Origin of the sequence: Shewanella sp. NIFS-20-20, assembly GCF_019209865.1 — a bacterium.
Lineage (GTDB): Bacteria > Pseudomonadota > Gammaproteobacteria > Enterobacterales > Shewanellaceae > Shewanella.
The window spans coordinates 13673-30656 of sequence record NZ_JAHUTT010000015.1; the positions used below are offsets into that span (position 1 = coordinate 13673).

A 16984-nucleotide genomic window follows, 5' to 3' on the forward strand; every position below is an offset into this window, starting at 1 on the left:
CGTGCTTTTTTATCTCAAAATGATGGTGTGATTAAGCCTGAGAAGCCAGCTCCTCTTGCCAGCAAACCTTACCACCACGAGTGCCATCCACCATGGCGCTATAGCGTTGCTCTAGGACATGGCGCTTAATTTTTAAGGTTGGGGTCAGCACATCGTTGTCGATAGTCCATGGTTCATTGACGATCACAATCGCATCGATAGTTTCATGGGACTCTAGGGTTGGATTGATGGTGTCTAGCGTTTGCTTGAGCGAGCTTCGCACTTGCTCCTTGTTTTCATGTTGCGCATATTCAGACAGCTGGACTAAGGCAATCGGGTGGGGTAAGCCTGAGCCGATCACACAAATTAGCTCAATCAATGGGTTTTGCGCCAGACTGCGCTCAATCATCACGGGGGCAACGTATTTGCCTTTAGAGGTCTTAAAATTATCTTTCACCCGCCCGGTAATGCTAATGCAACCATCATCATCGATGCTGCACAGATCGCCGGTATGGAAGAAACCGTCAGCATCAAAAGACTTGGCGGTTACTTCTGGCTGCAAGTAATAACCTGACATCAAGCCCGGAGATTTAATCAGTAGCTCACCTTGATCACTTTGGCGGACATCGCAACCAATCACGGGTTTACCCACGGTGCCAATTTTAGTGACATCAAATGGATAGTTAATAATTGAATAAGCACAGTTTTCTGTCATGCCCCAGGCTTCGCAGATATTCATGCCAATGGAGTGATACCATAGGATGAGTGCTGGTGGAATAGGCGCTGAGCCAGATCCTAATAACCGACAATGTTCAAGGCCTAAGCCTTTTTGAATTTTACGTTTCACCAAGCGATTAAGCAGAGGGATTTTAAGGAGTAAAGATAACCTCTTATAACCGCCAGCTTGCTCAAGAATATTCTTCTGGAACAGGCTCCATAGTCTGGGCACCGAGAAAAATACCGTCGGCTGAGCACGTTTTACATCCGCCACAAATGAATCCAAGCTTTCGACAAAGGACACATTACTGCCAGAGTAAAAAGACGAACCTTGAATCGCCACGCGCTCAGTAATATGAGCCAAGGGTAAATAGGAGATCAGTCGATCGCTGCCGTCGGTTTTTAAGTCGCGGACCACGGCTTGGCAAGTCCAGGCATAACTGGCAAAGGTTTGAATGGCCCCTTTAGGTTTGCCGGTGGAGCCCGAAGTATAAATGATGGTCATGACTTGCGACGCCTCTGGGCGAGGAGCCTCAGTTAAGGGCTGACCCATACCGAGTAATTGTTGCCAGTGGTATTGAGCCTTCATGGTGTCATAAGGGAGGGCTAAGCGTAAAATATCACCGCCTACCCCCTCTTCTTGCTGCTGCCAGAAATCGAGTTTGCCAATAAGAATTGCCTTGGCACCACTGTGCTCCAGTACGTAGCGAATTGTGTCGCTATTGGCGGTAGGGTAGATGGGAACGCTAATGTAACCGCCATGCATTAAGGCAAGATCAGTAATAAACCATTCGGCGCAGTTCTTCGATAAAATGGCCACCTTATCGCCAGGTTGCAATCCTAGATGACGTAATGCCCCGGCCAATTGCTCAACTTGCTGCTTCACCTCTTGCCATGTGAAAGTATTTATTTGGCCGCCGACAGGTTGCTTTAGATAGACATCGTTTCCCTGGATTTTTGCCCAGTGGTACATCATATCCACTGGAGATTTATATGCATTTTCCATCCGCAAATCCCTGTTCTGTTGTAGTTTTTGTCAGTCTGATTTGGTTTCAGTATGGCGATTTTTGTGATCCGGCGCAAATAGTTTGCTGTTTTATTGTGCAAGCTTAATTAGGGCTTAATTGACCGTGATGACGAGGATTGATAAATAGGTATATACAAGTGAGGCGGCGTAAGGGGCAATGATGAGAAGGGCAGACTCTAACGTAGCAAGGCTAGCAGTGAGTAACTGCCAGCCAAACACATCGCAGTTATTTATTGCGTGAGGTACGAACGACCTCGGGAAGTACTCGAATCCGGCGCATGACATTGGCCAAATGGACACGATCTCGCACTGAAATACGTAAATTAATCAAATAAACTCGGCCATCACGCTCTTCGGTGCTGAGATTATGAATGTTGGAGCCTTCGGCGGCAATAATCGAGGTGATTTTAGCCAATGCCCCTTGATGATTAATAATTTCAATTTTGAGGTTTGCTTGAAACTCAGCCCCTTCGACAGTGTCCCATTGTACCGACAAGTACTTATTGGGCTCGCCTTGGTAACCGCGAATGTTAGCGCAGTTTTCCATGTGCACCACCAGACCTTTTCCTGGGCTGACATGAGCAATCACAGGATCGCCTGGGATCGGGCGGCAACAATTAGCAAAGGTGACCAACATGCCTTCGGCACCGCGGATAGGCATGACTCCAGGTGTGCTTGGATTTGAGTGGATAATATCGCCCAGTAAGCGCTGCGCGACCACTATGCTCATGGCATTACCTAGCCCAATATCGGCCAGCAATCCTTTTAGGTTGGCATGCTTGGTTTGTTTAACCACTTTGTCGATGGTTTCTTGCGGGAAATTATCCAGTTTATTAACGCCTAACGCATGATTTAACAAGCGGCGTCCAAGTGACACGGCATCATCTTGTTTTAGGTTTTTAAGCACCTGACGAATCCGTGCACGAGCTTTACCGGTAACGACAAAATTGAGCCATGCGGCATTGGGGCGAGCCCCTTTTGCGGTAATGATCTCGACCGTTTGGCCAGAAATTAACGGTTGGCTTAATGGGTAAGCTTGACGATTAACCTTGGCACCGACACAGGCATTACCGACATCCGTATGAACTTCGTAGGCAAAATCCACTGGAGTGGCGCCTACAGGCAATTCAAGGATCCTACCTTCGGGGGTAAATACATAGATTTCCACCGGAAAGAGTTCAGTTTTGACGTTCTCAACAAATTCAAACGAAGTCGACGCACTTTGCTGTAGTTCGAGCAAAGACTGCATCCACTTGCGTGCTCGCATTTGGGTGGTGGTGCCTTGATTGGATTCACTGCCATTTTTATACATCCAATGGGCAGCAACCCCTTTATCGGCCATCTGATCCATGTCTTCGGTACGGATTTGGATCTCTACCGGGACACCATGAGGGCCAAATAATGACGTATGCAATGATTGATAACCATTGGCTTTTGGGATGGCAATATAGTCTTTAAACCGACCGGGTCTGGGTTTGTACAAGCCGTGCATGGCACCCATGACGCGATAACAAGTGTCAATATTGTCCACTAAAATACGGAAGGCATAAATATCCATGACTTCTTGAAATTGCAGTTCTTTATTGCGCATCTTGTTGTAGATGGAATAGAGGTTTTTTTCACGACCTTTGACACTGCTTGGGATCTTAGCATCTTGCAGGCGTTCGCGAATGGCGACTTCAATATTATGGATCAGCTCTTTGCGGTTACCGCGGGCGGCTTTAACCACTTCTTTGAGTACCCGATAACGCATGGGGTAGTAAGCTTGGAAGCCTAAATCTTCAAGCTCAGACTTGATATTGTGAATACCTAAGCGATTGGCAATAGGGGCATAAATTTCTAAGGTTTCACGAGCGATGCGGCGCCGTTTATCAGGGCGAAGTGAGCCCAAGGTTCGCATATTGTGGGTGCGATCGGCGAGCTTGATGAGGATAACCCGAATATCTTGGGTCATGGCCATCACCATTTTGCGAAAGTTTTCGGCTTGGGCTTCTTTCTTGTCGCGAAATTGGAGCTTATCAAGTTTCGAGACACCTTCGACCAACTCAGCCACACTGGTACCGAATAGCTCTGCCAAATCTTGGTGAGTGACATAAGTGTCTTCGATGGTGTCGTGTAGTAGGGCGGCCATTAGCGTCTCATGATCGAGACGCATATCCGCCAAGATGCGGGCGACAGCCACAGGGTGAGTAATATAGGGCTCACCACTGCTGCGCATTTGCCCTTCATGGGCATCGCGAGCCACTTGATAGGCCTGCTTGAGTAATTCTACCTGCTCAGCCTGTAAATAGGCGGAAGCAGACTCCTTGAGACCTTCAAACAGATACAAGTGGCGACACTCCTACGCAACTAAGACATTGGGTCTTACAGGGAACGACCTTCAGCAATGGCAGCAACTGCGGCTAATTCAGCAGCTTCACGCTCACGCACCGTTTGGCGCTCATCGGCTTCCAATGTTTGAGCATTGACTAAACCTAATTCGATTTCACGCAGGGCGATAACGGTTGGTTTATCATTTTGCTCTTCTACCATAGGGTCTTTGCCCTGGACAGAAATTTGGCGAGCACGGCGTGCCGCAACCAGGATCATGTCAAAACGGTTGCCGATTTGTTGAACGGCATCTTCTACAGTAACGCGAGCCATGTATTGGAACTCCAGTAATCTCGATAAGGAAAAACGACGGAAAATTGTACACTAAGGCAGCTATTGTGCCAACAGATCGTCAAGCATACCACTATGCCTTAGGGTCTGGCTAGCTAGCGTCAAACGCTGACTGGCGATAATAGATATTAAATCATTGATAGCAATGTCAAAATCATCATTTACTATCACGAAGTCATATTCATTATAGTGGGACATTTCTGAGACTGCCTGCTGCATACGGCTGGCAATCACTTCGGCGCTGTCTTGGCCGCGGCCAGTTAAGCGACGTTCTAACTCAGAGCGCGACGGTGGCAAGATGAAAATACCGATAGCTTCAGGCATTAACTTTTTGACTTGTTGCGCCCCTTGCCAATCGATATCTAAAAACACATCGATGCCTTGCGCTAAGGTGTGTTCAATCACAGTTCTTGAAGTGCCGTAATAGTTACCAAACACTTGCGCCCACTCAAAGAATGCGGCTTGTTCAATCAACTGAGTAAACTCTTCGACAGCAACGAAATGATAGTGCTGGCCATTAACTTCGCCCGGACGTGGTTGACGTGTCGTATGCGACACCGACACTTGCATATCCGCAGGATTGTCTTTCAGCAATGCTGAAATCAATGATGATTTGCCTGCACCACTGGGTGCCGAAACGATAAATAAGTTGCCACGCGCGCTCATAGCTCAATTCCGATGCTTAAATCAGGCTCGTTGCCGGCCGTTATGCCTCAATCAACGAGTCAAAAATGGGGTAGCCGTTAATTATACCCGCGAATGACCTCTCAAGTCACCTGACGAAAGTTGGGTCGAGTATTGCGGTTAACGCTGACAGCATCGGTGCAATTGGTTACTCTTGAAGCTTGCCAACTGGCGTAATGATTTAAAGGCAGGGGTTCCAGTGTTTTTGCAAACTCTTTTTAGCACCCGAGGGTGTGACAACCGTTATCGTTTTAGCAGCATTAGTGCACTGTGTTATTTGTTATTGCTGGGATTTGGCATGTACGTCAGTGCCGCATGGTTAGCGCTAATCGCCGTGCCCTTAGCGACGGCATTGCAATTATCAGCGTTGCGCCGTGGCCACGATGCTGGGCTGCGCAGTCGTGCCATCGTCTTTATATTGCTGCCATTTTTAGTGGTGTTTATCACCTTAGTCACAGACGTTGAGTGGCTGGCCTGGTTATTAACCGGGGTGCTGGCGCTGCCATTAAGCTTAATTTTGGCAAGGTTGGCGCCGGCCGATGCCATGGCAGATGTGCATTACCATTGGGGCTTTTGGAGCGAGCAAATGCCCAGTGTAGACAATACCCCCCGCCCCCGTGCGGCTCGAGTAGAGCCGGTGGTTGGTGTGGCCAGTGGCGCTGTTGAGTCTCAAGATCCCCAGGCTTATGACGACCCCATGCCAGATGACCCTTTGGTAATGACAGTGCCAGAGGCGGTGGATGTTGAGCCTGAGCAGGCGCAGCATTATCGCCGAGAAATGCGACGTCAGGGCTCGTTAAGTGCCTTACTGGCGCCGGTGTTGGAGCCAATAACTCATTATTTACAGCCACGCCTGCCCACGTTAACGCCATGGATATTAGGGATTAGTGCCGGTGTGGTGGTACTGGCTGCTGGTGGCTATTGGTTGGCCATGTCGCCCAAGGATAGCCAACGCCAGCCCGCGCAGCCGATAGCCCCTAAGGTCGACACCAGTGCTCGAGTTGCTTTGCCCGACGGTTTTTACTTGCAGCTAGATCAAGGCCAATTGCTATTGCAGTGGTTTGGAGAGACCAAGCACGTAGGCGAATTATGGTCATTAACCACGGCGCAAGGGGATAAACGTTGTAGCCAATTGGTATTTAATAATGGCAATCAATATCGGCCGCTGGTGGTCACAGTGGAGGCCAATAGTCTCACCCAAGCGCGCTTTTCACCATTAGATAGCGACCAAATTATTGAAGATGTTGCTTATCGTGGTCAATTGAGTGTGTGTGGATATCAATTTGCGTTGAAAGGAACCCAAGCGGTGCTCGAGAGCTCGCCTGAGTTTGCTCGAGCGTTGAAGTAGCCCTAAATCAACCGATAGCGTACACTTACGCCTTTCTTTTTTTAGGGTGTAGTCATGTCAACAAGCTTAACCTTGGTGGTGTTGGCGGCCGGTCTTGGCAGTCGTTTTGGTGGTGATAAGCAATTAGCGGCATTAGGGCCACAGGGGGAGTCCTTGTTACTGCTCTCAATGATGAGCGCGCAACAGGCTGGATTCACTCGCGCCGTGCTGGTTATTCGCCCCGAAATTGAAACCGCTGTCGCCCGCATGTTGGCACCCATCGAAGCCAGCATGGAGATTGTTTTTGTCTATCAAGATCTTGATGATATGCCGCTGGCCGATGCTGGAGGCGATCGCGTCAAGCCTTGGGGCACAGCTCAAGCGTTATTTGCGGCTAGGCATGTGGTCACCGGGCCGATGGCAGTGGTCACCGCGGATGATTTTTATGGCCAATTGGCCTTTAGCGTGATGGCAACAGCCTTAGCCAATGCCACGAGTGATTGGCACATGGTAGCCTATCAATTGGATCATACCTTGTCTGAGCATGGCGGGGTGAATCGAGGCATTTGCCAAGTCAGCCATGGCACCCTTGAGCGCGTTCAAGAGTGGGTTAACATCGAAGCCACGGCGACAGGGTTAGTCGGTGATTATCAAGGGCAAACGCTTGCGCTTGCTAATGATGTGCCGGTATCAATGACATTCTGGGGATTTACGCCAGCAATTTTCCCCTGCTTAACTCACGCGTTAACCGAATTTATTAAGCATCATGGCCAGTCGTTGACTGCCGAATGCTATTTACCTGACGTGGTGCAAACCGCCATAGATAATGGCCAAGTATTGCGGGTATGGCCAACCACAGATAAATGGCTGGGCGTTACCTACCCGCAGGATGCGCATCGCGTTCGTACCAGTTTAATGGAGTATTGGGGTGATTAATTTTATTGGGCGACACGTGTTGCCACACTTTGCCATTGATGAGGCCGCGGCAAAAATCTCGCCGTTAGGTAATGGCCACATTAACGACACCTTCTTGGTGCGTTGGCCACAAGGCGAAATGGTATTGCAGCGCCTCAATACTCAGGTATTCCCCAATGCCGAGGCATTGGTTGGTAATGCTGCTAAGATCAGTGAACATTTGCTGGCGCAAGCTAATGCCGGTGACTATCCACTGCAAGTGGTTGAGCCTGTGGTAACGGCCGACCAGCAAGCGGCTATCGATTTAGGTGAACGTGGCTACTGGCGGGCGATTAGCTATTTGCGCCATAGTGCGAGTGTTGAGGTAGTCGAAAATGCTGAACAAGCGCGCCAAGCGGCACGCGCCTTTGGTGATTTTGCGTTTGGATTGAGTGGGCTTGATGCCAATCACATCATTGATGTGATTCCTAAGTTCCACTATTTCCCCGGGCGTTTACAACAGCTACAAACAGCAGCTAGCGCCGATAGTGAACATCGGCTCGCTGAATGTCAGGCTTGGGTAGATTTTGCCTTAAGCCAAACGGCATTGATTAGTGAGCTGGATGAGCTAGAGCCTAAGCTCCCGTTACGTATCTGTCATAACGACACGAAAATCAACAACATGCTTTTTGATAGCCGCACCAAGTCGGCCATGGCGATTATCGATTTAGATACTTGCATGAAAGGGCACTTGATGTATGACTTTGGCGATATGGTGCGCACCTTTTGTTCGCCAGAAGCCGAAGATTCGACCGCGCTGGACAAGGTCGCGGCTCGCGCCGATATTTTTGCAGCTATCTGCGAAGGTTACACCGAGGCGTTGGCGCCAGTGTTAACGAGCGATGAGCGTCAAAGCTTATGGTTAGGGGCACGGATCATGCCGCTCATGATTGGGGTGCGGTTTTTAACCGATCATCTTAATGGTGATAAGTATTTCCATGTGCATCGTCCCAATCATAATTTGGCGCGTGCGGTGAACCAATTTAGCCTGTACCAGAGTTTATTAGCCCAAGAGACCGAATTTAAGGCCTTGCTAGGACAAGACTGAATTCAATTCATGTCTAGGTAAGCGATTGATCTAACCCATATTGGCCTGATTATTATCCGTGTTAAATGATAAGGATGTTAACAATATCTCAGCCAGTCGGCGGCTAAGCGATTACACTAGTTAATTCGGTGATGTTTTTTGCCATCCCCGAATTCTGCGCGCTTCTTACGGTAAGTAATAAGCTAGATAGGCGCAGCGGATTGTGAATATCGAATAATTAAGGAATGAATGATGAAAAAAGCATTATCTGTTGCAAGTTTATTGCTTGCCATGTTGCCCGCTTCACAAGTATTAGCCGACCAAGATATCGGTTGTGGTCTGGGTACTGTCCTGTTTGAAGGTAAATCAGGCGTGGCTCCTAAAGTTTTAGGTGCGACCACTAACGCCACTTTTGGTAACCAAACATTCGGTATCACCTTTGGTACCTTAGGTTGTCAATCTGAGGGAACCATTACCTCTCGCGCTAAGTTGACTATGTTTATCGATGGTAACATGGATAATTTGGCTCGCGACATTGCCCGTGGCAATGGTGAAACCCTGTCGACCCTGACCGAAGTTTGGGGCATTAGCGACGCCGACAAAGCGAGCTTTAACTTAGTGGTTAAGCAAAACTTTGCCGTTATTTTTAGTGGTGATGAGGTTAACTCTCAAGCCGTGATGGCCAACCTTAATCAAGTCGTGGCTAACAGCGAATTATCAGCATACACCTTATCATAAGGGTGATTTTGTGGTGGAAAAGTCAGTCAGTGATGGCTGACTTTTTTTTAGGGAATGTTTTATCTTGTTGCGATCAGCCATTTACACCCTGAGTGCACTCCTGCTGGCCTGTGCCTCAAGTTATGCCAGTGAGGACTTGAGCACCTTAGCTGTGGCACCCACTTGGCTCAAGCTTGGTCACTACCTTAAGCAAGGGGAGGGATGGCAGAGCCAAATCGATCACGGTCGATTCTTCTTGGCCGCCAACGGCAAGCGTGATCCTAAGGCCGAACTGGCTGCGACGGTAGCGGCATTGAGTCGCGAACAACACAGTGGTGATTTTAGCTTAACCTGCTTATATCCAGCGCGGTTTCAATGGTTACAAACTCAAGGGTACGCCCACTGGCAGACGCCCGCTTGCCCCGAGCGCGATCAATGGTTGGCCATTATTGATCCTGCGGCGATGACCTTAGTGTTTCCCACCGCCTTTATGAATAACCCCTCGTCGATGTTTGGGCATACCTTATTGCGGGTCGATGCCAAAGATCAGACCCGGCATCGCGAGCTGGTGGCGTTTGCAATTAACTTTGCCGCCAATGCTAATGAAGCCGATAACGCCATGCTTTATGCTTACCGAGGCTTGGTGGGTGATTATCCGGCGGCGTTTTCGTTAATGCCTTATTACCGCAAGGTGCGCGAATATAACGACTACGAGTCGCGGGATATTTGGGAGTATCGACTCAACCTCAGTGAGGCCGAAGTGCACTTTATCTTGATGCACTTGTGGGAGCTGCAAGATGCCTCGTTTGAGTATTATTTTCTCGATGAAAATTGCTCGTATCAGTTATTGTCCATTCTGCAATTAGCCAGAGACGAGTGGCAATTTACCCAAGCATTCCCGCTGCACGCTATTCCTGCTGATACGGTCAATATTTTGGCCGAAGCCGGCTTGCTGCAAGCGCCTCAGTATCGGCCAGCTTTTGGTACCCGCCTTAATCATTATGCCAGTCAGATGAGCGCAAGTGATGTCGAGCAAGCCTTGGCGATTAGTCGCGATGAACTGGATGTAGAGGGGGGGAACTTACCTGCTGAGCAACAGGCCAAATTATTAGAAATGGCCTATGAGATGCTCAATTTTCGTTTTTATCATGATGGCCTCGAACGCGCCACTACCGCGCCTAAGCTGTCGGCATTATTGCATCAACGCAGCCGTGTCAATGCTCCGTCCCCGTTTACTGAGGTGCCGGTGCCCGATGGCTCACCGATTGAGGGGCATGCATCAATGCGAACCGGCGTTGGGGTGAGTCGCGAAGGTGAGACGCAGGCGCTGACTTGGCAATGGCGCGGCGCGTATCATGATCTGCTCGACAACCCTCTGGGATTTGTACCCGGCGCGCAAATTAGCTTTTTAGATCTTGAGCTGGCGCTCGATGACGATGCCCAGTTACGGCTCAATCGCCTCTATTTACTCGATGCCATGTCGCTGGCGCCCTCCAATATTTTATTTGATTCATGGGCATGGAATTTACGTTTGGGTTCCGATAGGCAAACTCTCAATGATGGCCGCCAGAATCGCTATTTTGTTCAGGGTGGGGTGGGGAAGGCATTTGGCGATCCTCGCGGGGTGCATAGTTACCTTTTGGCCAGTGGTGAGCTTAATGCCGCGCCAGTATTGGCCAGTGCGCTCAGTGTCGGGCTCGGCGCCGAAGCGGGACTCGTGTTGGAGCAGAGCAATCTCGACAAATGGTGGCTCTCGGCGCAATACCTGTGGCAGAGCGATAAAGCCATTGAGGCGCGCTCGGCGGTCAGCCTTAAGTGGCAACTTAATTTACTCCCCCTTGCCGGCGGTCAGCAATGGGCATTGCGCACTGAGGTGGGCTATCAACAATGGCAAGACAGCCAAGCCTACGCCAAGCTGAATTTGCTCTGGTATTATTAGGCGGTAACGCGTTTCACCGAATCCCTGACCACTAAACTGGGCTCGAGTTGGATGGTTTGGCTGCTGCCGGGGTTGTCGAGGCGCGCCAGTAAGACGTCAACCGCGGTGTGGCCGAGTTGTTGTTTGGGTTGGTGAATGGTGGTGAGCGCTGGGGTTAAGTAGCGCGCCAGTTCAATGTCATCATAACCAATCACAGATAACTGCTCTGGGATCGCAACGCCTGCATTAAAGGCGGCGTGAATAAAGCCCATGGCCATCATGTCATTCCCGACAAACATCGCCGTCGGTAAGCTTGGGGCTTTGACTAAATCGGCAAAGGCTAGCGCGCCACCATCACATTCAAAATTACCACTAACTTGCCATTCTGGCCGCAGAGGCAGCTTGGCCTCGTTCATGGCATCCATAAAGCCGGCTAAGCGCTGCTGAGCCGGTAACTTATCGAGTGGCCCGGTGACACACCCTATGTGTTGATGGCCTTGGTCAATCAAGTAACGGGTGGCTAAATACCCGCCTTGACGGGAATTGTCTTGGATCTTATCGCACTGAAAATCCGTTGGCCCCCAATCCATCACCACCGTCGGTAAGTTCGGTTGGTTACTCAGTTGCGAAAACGCTTGGGCTTCGGCTTCGCTGCACATCAATAGCAGGCCGTCCACTTGCTTTTGCAGCAAGGTCGATAGGTGAAAGCGGATCCGCTCGGCATCGCCTTCGGTATTGCACAGCATTAGGCTGTAACCATGCTGATAGCAATGGGATTCCACGCCTTTTACCACTTCGGCAAAAAATGGATTGGTCGAGGTAGTCACCAGCATACCAAAGGTGCGGGTGTGCTTGGTCTTTAAACTGCGCGCTAGCGCTGAGGGGGCATAGTTAAGCTCGTTGACCGCGGCCAATACTCGCTGCTTTACTCCATCGCTAACAAAGCGAGTGTTATTGAGCACGTGACTGACGGTCGAGGTCGATACTTGCGCGTGCTTAGCGATGTCTTTAATGGTGGCCATGGGCGTGCTTAACTGTCCTAAAAATCGGCTGGCCGCAAGCGGCAATTGCAGCGCATTTAAGCTTAACTCAAGCAAGAAAGCAGAGCTTTTTAACTTAAATGCGCTCCTATAAAAGTAAAATTAACGGCGATGGGTCGCTAAGAACTCATCCACTTCGCTGCGCATCGGGATTGAGGTTTGCGCGCCAAAGCGGCTCACACTAAGGGCTGCCGCTCCATGAGCCAACACGATGGCATCAGGCAAATTCATGCCTTGCTGTAACCCGGTGAGCATGGCCGCATTAAAAGTGTCTCCCGCCGCGGTGGTGTCTTTTACCGCGACGCTAAAGCCGGCAATGTGCTGACCCTGACCGCGCTCACTTAAATACACGCCTTGGCTACCTAAGGTAATCATGACGGTGGCGATCCCTTTGGCATGCAACTCAGTGGCAGCCTGCGCCGCGTGCTCCAGGGTATCGACCTTAATGCCAGTCAGGAACTCGGCTTCGGTTTCGTTGGGGGTGATGATATCAACTTTTGCTAATAATTCATCACTCAATGCCATCGCGGGCGCGGGGTTGAGAACCACTAAGGTGCCAGCGTCTTTCGCGGTCGTGGCCGCGGCATAGATAGTATCAAGTGGGGTTTCTAACTGCATTAATAAGGTGTCGGCAGCCGCAATTAAGCCCAGATGCGGCGCTAATCGCGCCGGAGTTAACGCGGCATTGGCCCCGGGGGCGATACAAATGCTGTTCTCACCATTATCGGCCACTTGGATCATGGCGACCCCAGTGGTCATCTGCTCCGCAGTCATAAGGCCTGACACTTCCATGCCTAAGGCTTGATATTCAGTCAGCATACGTGCACCGAAGTCATCATCACCGACGCACGCAATAAAGGCGATATCGGCGCCCAAGCGGGCCGCAGCCACGGCTTGATTAGCCCCTTTACCGCCTGCAATCACTTGATAACCACTGGCCGTTAAGGTTTCACCAGGGCGCGGGAAACTCGGTACTTGCACCACATGGTCAGCGTTTACACTCCCTAAGACAACGAGCTTACTCATAGTGCTCTCCAATATTATTGACTGATAACTTTTAATGGCACAGGAATGAACGCCTCAAGGGCTTGGCCTTGTAATAATTGGTGCGCCGAGGCCACACCTAAGGCACCAATGAGTTCTGGCTGCTGGGCAATAGTGGCGGCTAAACGCTGGCGTTTGACGACGGCAATGCCTTCATCTGTGCCATCAAAACCGACGATTAATAATGATTTACCAGCAGCTTGTGCCGCGCGCACTGCACCTAATGCCATTTCGTCATTTTGGGCAAAGACGGCATTGGCAGTGGGATTGGCAATTAGTAAGTTTTCTAACACATTCATGCCTTTCGCGCGGTCAAAATCGGCAGGTTGGCTGGCCAGTACCGTCAGATTTTGTGCACCGGCGCCGTCGCTAAAGCCTTGGCCACGCTCGCGCGCTGCCGAGGTACCCGCAATACCTTCGAGTTGAATGACTTTAGCATCGCTGCCTAACTTGTCGGCAATAAATTGCGCTGCCAACTGACCGCCGGCAACATTATCTGAAGCTATGTGACTGGCGACAATGCCACGATTGGCGCCTCTATCCAAGGTCAGCACTGGGATGTTGTTGTGATTGGCGAGGCGGATGGCGTTGGTGGCTGCATCTGAATCGGTCGGGTTGATCAAGATGGCTTTGACGCCACGGATGGTCAAGTCTTCTACGTTGGCCAATTCTTTGCTGGGATCATTTTGTGAATCGAGCACGATTAATTGATATCCGAGCTCTTGAGCTTTGGCTTCCGCTCCTTGCTTCATGGTGACAAAGAACGGGTTATTGAGGGTCGATACCACCATGGCTAAGGTTTCTTGGGCAACGGCGTGATTGGCCAAGGTTAACGACAGACCGAGGACGCTAGCGTGAATGGCACGTTGTAATGACTTCATTGGGTACCCTTATTTATGTTTATTATCGACCATCACCGCCAGCAAGATCACGCTAGCTTTGACAATCATTTGGAAGTAAGAGGAAACATCAAGTAGGTTTAGCGCATTGTTTAAAAAGCCGATAATTAAAGCCCCAATTAAGGTCCCCATAATGCGACCTTTGCCGCCGGCCAGGCTGGTGCCGCCTAAAACCACGGCCGCAATCGCATCGAGTTCATAACCCATGCCCGCGGTAGGTTGCGCTGATGACAGGCGTGATGTCACGATAATGGCCGCTAGCGCGGCTAAGGTGCCACACAGGGCGTAGACGCCAATTTTAACCCGATCCACATTAATACCCGACAGTTTGGCGGCGGCTTCATTGCCACCGACGGCATAAATATATCGGCCATAACGGGTGTGATTTAACAGATACCAAATCGAGGCGAACACCATCACCATCAGCCAGACTGGCACTGGAATGCCAAGGGCTGAGCCCGTTCCAAACCAGGCAAACTGATCGGCCACATCGGTAAAGCCGGTAGAGACTGGGCGGCCGTCGGTATACACCATAGTGACGCCGCGCAGCAGTGTCATGGTCACTAAGGTTGCAATAAACGCTTGGACTTTCCCTTTGGCAATAATAATGCCGCTGATTGCACCAAGTGTGGCACCTGCAACTAATGCGGTAGGCACGGCCACGAGTACGGGGACTTCCATACCAATCAAGCTGGCCGCGAACGCGCCGCACAATGCTAGGACTGAGCCCACACTTAAATCGATGCCCGCGGTTAAAATAACCAAGGTCATGCCAACCGCAATAATGGCATTGACTGAGGTTTGGCGCAGAATATTAAGCAGATTATCCACACTGAAAAAATGCGGATTGAGCAAGGATACCAACGCAATCAACAATATCAGCGCCAGTAGCGATTTTTGTTCGATCATCCAAGTTTTAATCCGTGCGCTTGGCAGTGACGGCGCGGCCGCAGGCTGAGTGCTGACAGACTTCATAGCGTTCCCTCTACATGGTATTTGCCGATGGCAGCGGCAAGAATGTGTTCTTGATTGGCTTGATGACGCTCAAATTCGGCGCTGATCTGCCCTTGGTGCATGACGACAATGCGATCGCTAAGCCCCAGCAATTCCGGCATGTCCGATGACACCATGATCACCGCGAGTCCCTGGGCCTTACATTGATTGATGAGTTGGTAAATTTCTTTACGAGCGCCCACATCCACGCCGCGGGTCGGCTCATCTAAGATCAGTACTTTCGGGCGGGTCATTAAGCCTTTTGCTATCGCCACTTTTTGCTGGTTTCCGCCCGAAAGCAGACCAATGGCTTGCTCTTGGCTTGGGGTTTTAATATTAAAGGCCAGAATAAACTCAGCCACTTGTTGTTGCTCGCGCTGATGCTGAATTTGACCAAACTGCGATAGGGCCTTAAGGCAGCATATCGACATGTTCTCTTTGACCGACAGCTCAAGTAACAAACCATCGCCTTTTCTATCTTCTGAGATATAAGCAATCCCTTGCGCTAGGGCATCTTGGCTCGACTTAATCGTTAGCACCTCGCCATGGAGTTTGAGCGTGCCCGAATGATGAGCCGTGGCGCCAAAAATTAGCTTCATCAATTCGGTGCGACCCGCGCCCATTAAGCCGGCGACCCCAAGTAACTCGCCTTGTTTAAGTGAAAAACTCACGGGGGGAGTCTCGGGGGCGCAATAATCTTGTAATTCTAAGCAGGTTTCAGCGCGGCGATGATCTTGGTACGGGTATTGTTCATCGAGCTGACGCCCGACCATGAGCTCAATCATGGTGTCTTCGTTCAAATCGTCAATGCTACGTTCAGCAATGAACTGACCGTCTCGCAACACGGTGACATCATCACAAATGGTAAAAATTTCTTTCAGACGATGGGAGATATAAACAATGCCGCAGCCTTGCGCTTTAAGCTCGTTGATGACCTTAAATAAACTCAAGGTTTCCACGTCAGTGAGGGCGTCGGTGGGTTCATCCATGATGATGACTTTGGCCTCAAATGAAATCGCTTTGGCAATTTCGACCAGTTGCTGCTCGCCTAAGCTTAATTGCCCCAATGGGGTGCGACTGCTGTGCTTCACATCTAAGCGCGCCAATAATTGATCCGCTTGCTGATACATGGTTGGCCAATCGATGGCACCAAAACGATGACAAGGCTCGCGGCCCAAGAAGATATTTTCGGCAATGGATAATTCAGGGATCAAATTAAGTTCTTGATGAATAATGCTGATCCCAGCCAATTGTGATTGGCGAGGCCCGCCAAAACGCGTGGCTTGGCCTTGGTATTCGATGCTGCCGCTATCGCAATCGTAAATACCGGTGAGCACCTTCATTAAGGTGGATTTGCCAGCACCATTTTCGCCCATCAGCGCCATGACTTTGCCTGGATACACCCGCAGGCTAGCACCATCAAGCGCCTTAACGCCGGGAAAGGTTTTGACTATCTTGTATAATTTGAGGATGGCTGATTGCATGTCTGTCAGACCTTATTGGCAGTCAGTTAAAAGGGCACACCACAACTAAAAATCACATTGGCGTAGGGGGTACACTCGCCGCTGCGAACGATGGCGCGACTGTGATGACTTTGCTGTTTAAACGCATCATGGCTGATATAAACCACCTCAATCTGGCGCCCGCTATGGCGCTGCTCTTGCTCGATACGTTGCAGAATTTGCTGATGAACTTGAGGGTTAATTTCAATAATTTCAGTGGCTAACGTCACCGATTGAATTTGTAGTTCAGTGAGGAGGGCATCAATACAGGCCACTAAGCTTGGGACGCCGGGTGATAGCGCCATGTCAATGCGCTCAACGTGAGCTGGGATCGGCAGGCCAGCATCACCCACAGTAATTTCATCAAAATGCCCGCATTGGGCGACTAAGGCTGATAACGCAGGGTTAAGTAGGGTTGTTTTTTTCATGGGTACCACGATGTTTATTCAGCACGGGCGGTCATGGCTGGTTAATCATGCTGACTGAAAGCCGTCA

General features: G+C 50.1%; 15 protein-coding genes. 5 read left to right on the top strand and 10 right to left on the bottom strand.

What is annotated here, in order from left to right:
• Positions 1-31 precede the first annotated feature (31 nt).
• The 4 genes from KU855_RS06870 to gmk form a co-directional block, all read right to left on the bottom strand.
• Complete coding sequence (locus KU855_RS06870) at positions 32-1702, bottom strand: AMP-binding protein (protein ID WP_218529566.1); 1671 nt, start codon at positions 1700-1702, stop codon at positions 32-34.
• A 247-nt stretch (positions 1703-1949) separates the two neighbouring features.
• On the bottom strand, positions 1950-4052 hold the full coding sequence (gene spoT, locus KU855_RS06875) for a bifunctional GTP diphosphokinase/guanosine-3',5'-bis pyrophosphate 3'-pyrophosphohydrolase (protein WP_218529567.1): 2103 nt from the start codon (positions 4050-4052) through the stop codon (positions 1950-1952).
• A gap of 35 nt (positions 4053-4087) precedes the next feature.
• Positions 4088-4366: a DNA-directed RNA polymerase subunit omega gene (gene rpoZ, locus KU855_RS06880; protein WP_218529568.1), complete on the bottom strand. Its 279-nt coding sequence runs from the start codon at positions 4364-4366 to the stop codon at positions 4088-4090.
• A gap of 60 nt (positions 4367-4426) precedes the next feature.
• Complete coding sequence (gmk, locus tag KU855_RS06885) at positions 4427-5050, bottom strand: guanylate kinase (protein ID WP_218529569.1); 624 nt, start codon at positions 5048-5050, stop codon at positions 4427-4429.
• A 217-nt stretch (positions 5051-5267) separates the two neighbouring features.
• Here gmk and KU855_RS06890 point away from each other — a divergent pair, with 217 nt between their 5' ends.
• The 5 genes from KU855_RS06890 (at position 5268) to KU855_RS06910 (ending at position 11032) form a co-directional block, all read left to right on the top strand.
• Entirely contained in the window at positions 5268-6416 is a 1149-nt protein-coding gene (locus KU855_RS06890) for a hypothetical protein (protein WP_218529570.1), read from the top strand.
• A 54-nt stretch (positions 6417-6470) separates the two neighbouring features.
• Positions 6471-7331, top strand: coding sequence for an NTP transferase domain-containing protein (locus KU855_RS06895; RefSeq protein WP_218529571.1), 861 nt, complete (start codon positions 6471-6473; stop codon positions 7329-7331).
• Positions 7324-8397, top strand: coding sequence for an aminoglycoside phosphotransferase family protein (locus KU855_RS06900; protein ID WP_218529572.1), 1074 nt, complete (start codon positions 7324-7326; stop codon positions 8395-8397). Before KU855_RS06895 ends, KU855_RS06900 begins: the two co-directional genes overlap by 8 nt.
• 231 nt (positions 8398-8628) lie before the next feature.
• A complete protein-coding gene (locus tag KU855_RS06905) occupies positions 8629-9114 on the top strand; it encodes a DUF3015 family protein (RefSeq protein WP_218529573.1) in 486 nt (161 codons plus the stop codon).
• Between the two features lie 64 nt (positions 9115-9178).
• On the top strand, positions 9179-11032 hold the full coding sequence (locus tag KU855_RS06910) for a DUF4105 domain-containing protein (RefSeq protein WP_256260909.1): 1854 nt from the start codon (positions 9179-9181) through the stop codon (positions 11030-11032).
• Here KU855_RS06910 and KU855_RS06915 read toward each other — a convergent pair.
• The 6 genes from KU855_RS06915 to rbsD form a co-directional block, all read right to left on the bottom strand.
• Positions 11029-12033: a substrate-binding domain-containing protein gene (locus KU855_RS06915; protein WP_218529608.1), complete on the bottom strand. Its 1005-nt coding sequence runs from the start codon at positions 12031-12033 to the stop codon at positions 11029-11031. The genes KU855_RS06910 and KU855_RS06915 overlap by 4 nt on opposite strands.
• A gap of 120 nt (positions 12034-12153) precedes the next feature.
• Positions 12154-13077, bottom strand: a complete 924-nt coding sequence (gene rbsK, locus KU855_RS06920) for a ribokinase (RefSeq protein ID WP_218529574.1) — start codon at positions 13075-13077, stop codon at positions 12154-12156.
• Positions 13078-13091: 14 nt separating this feature from the next.
• Positions 13092-13976, bottom strand: coding sequence for a ribose ABC transporter substrate-binding protein RbsB (gene rbsB, locus KU855_RS06925; protein WP_218529575.1), 885 nt, complete (start codon positions 13974-13976; stop codon positions 13092-13094).
• 9 nt (positions 13977-13985) lie between these two features.
• The gene (gene rbsC / locus KU855_RS06930) at positions 13986-14969 is read right to left on the bottom strand and encodes a ribose ABC transporter permease (protein WP_218529576.1); all 984 of its coding nucleotides are present in this window, start codon (positions 14967-14969) and stop codon (positions 13986-13988) included.
• The gene (gene rbsA, locus KU855_RS06935) at positions 14966-16471 is read right to left on the bottom strand and encodes a ribose ABC transporter ATP-binding protein RbsA (RefSeq protein ID WP_218529577.1); all 1506 of its coding nucleotides are present in this window, start codon (positions 16469-16471) and stop codon (positions 14966-14968) included. Before rbsA ends, rbsC begins: the two co-directional genes overlap by 4 nt.
• A 26-nt stretch (positions 16472-16497) precedes the next feature.
• On the bottom strand, positions 16498-16917 hold the full coding sequence (gene rbsD, locus KU855_RS06940; protein ID WP_218529578.1) for a D-ribose pyranase: 420 nt from the start codon (positions 16915-16917) through the stop codon (positions 16498-16500).
• Between the last annotated feature and the right edge of the window lie 67 nt (positions 16918-16984).

Bases quoted from the DNA above. Each gene is read 5' to 3' on its own strand.
- KU855_RS06870 (WP_218529566.1), bottom strand. From the start codon at position 1,702: ATGGAAAATGCATATAAATCTCCAGTGGATATGATGTACCACTGGGCA.
- rpoZ (WP_218529568.1), bottom strand. From the start codon at position 4,366: ATGGCTCGCGTTACTGTAGAAGATGCCGTTCAACAAATCGGCAACCGT.
- gmk (WP_218529569.1), bottom strand. From the start codon at position 5,050: ATGAGCGCGCGTGGCAACTTATTTATCGTTTCGGCACCCAGTGGTGCA.
- KU855_RS06895 (WP_218529571.1), top strand. From the start codon at position 6,471: ATGTCAACAAGCTTAACCTTGGTGGTGTTGGCGGCCGGTCTTGGCAGT.
- KU855_RS06905 (WP_218529573.1), top strand. From the start codon at position 8,629: ATGAAAAAAGCATTATCTGTTGCAAGTTTATTGCTTGCCATGTTGCCC.
- KU855_RS06915 (WP_218529608.1), bottom strand. From the start codon at position 12,033: ATGGCCACCATTAAAGACATCGCTAAGCACGCGCAAGTATCGACCTCG.
- rbsK (WP_218529574.1), bottom strand. From the start codon at position 13,077: ATGAGTAAGCTCGTTGTCTTAGGGAGTGTAAACGCTGACCATGTGGTG.
- rbsB (WP_218529575.1), bottom strand. From the start codon at position 13,976: ATGAAGTCATTACAACGTGCCATTCACGCTAGCGTCCTCGGTCTGTCG.
- rbsC (WP_218529576.1), bottom strand. From the start codon at position 14,969: ATGAAGTCTGTCAGCACTCAGCCTGCGGCCGCGCCGTCACTGCCAAGC.
- rbsA (WP_218529577.1), bottom strand. From the start codon at position 16,471: ATGCAATCAGCCATCCTCAAATTATACAAGATAGTCAAAACCTTTCCC.
- rbsD (WP_218529578.1), bottom strand. From the start codon at position 16,917: ATGAAAAAAACAACCCTACTTAACCCTGCGTTATCAGCCTTAGTCGCC.